The organism is Paenibacillus sp. P4_E11, assembly GCF_056401635.1.
Window position 1 is genome coordinate 1 of the sequence record NZ_JBFUIX010000706.1, and the last position, 574, is coordinate 574.

Below are 574 nucleotides of genomic sequence, written 5' to 3' on the forward strand. Positions count from 1 at the left end.
GAACAGGATTGACCAATTTGTAAAAGAAGGGAAATGAGGTGGCTACTATGATAAAAAGAATGCATGTGGCCCTCAATTGTACGGACCTGGATAAATCATTATCCTTTTATCGTACTTTCTTTGGTGTCGAGCCGACGAAAGTAAAAGAAAACTACGCCAAATTCGAGCTGGTCGAACCGGCTTTGCATTTTTCTTTGAACGTTAGACCTTATGAAAAGCAAGGCGTATTGAACCATTTGGGCTTCCAAGTAAATGATACAGAAGAAGTGCTAGCGATGGGTGAGCGTTTGCGACAATCAGGTCTGCTGCTCATTGATGAGATGAATACAACATGCTGTTACGCGGTTCAAGATAAAGTATGGGTTTACGATCCCGATGGGAACGCTTGGGAGATCTTTTACACCAGAGAAGATTCGGAGTTCGAATCCGCTGGAGAAGCAAGAGATCTCTCACTGTGCTGTGCTCCCCCGTCAGCACCGGTTAGAGTTGAGTTCGGTACGTTTAGAAAAGGAGAGTAGAGTCCATGTCGGAACAAAAAAACTATCATGCATTAATTCAGGATCAAGTTTTCATG

1 protein-coding gene is annotated in these 574 nt (G+C 43.4%); it reads left to right on the forward strand.

Features of this window, described 5'->3' with window-relative positions; genetic code table 11:
- The first annotated feature begins 47 nt into the window (after positions 1-47).
- Complete coding sequence (locus tag AC1DWB_RS37035; RefSeq protein ID WP_477546011.1) at positions 48-518, forward strand: ArsI/CadI family heavy metal resistance metalloenzyme; 471 nt, start codon at positions 48-50, stop codon at positions 516-518.
- The last annotated feature ends 56 nt before the right edge of the window (positions 519-574 follow it).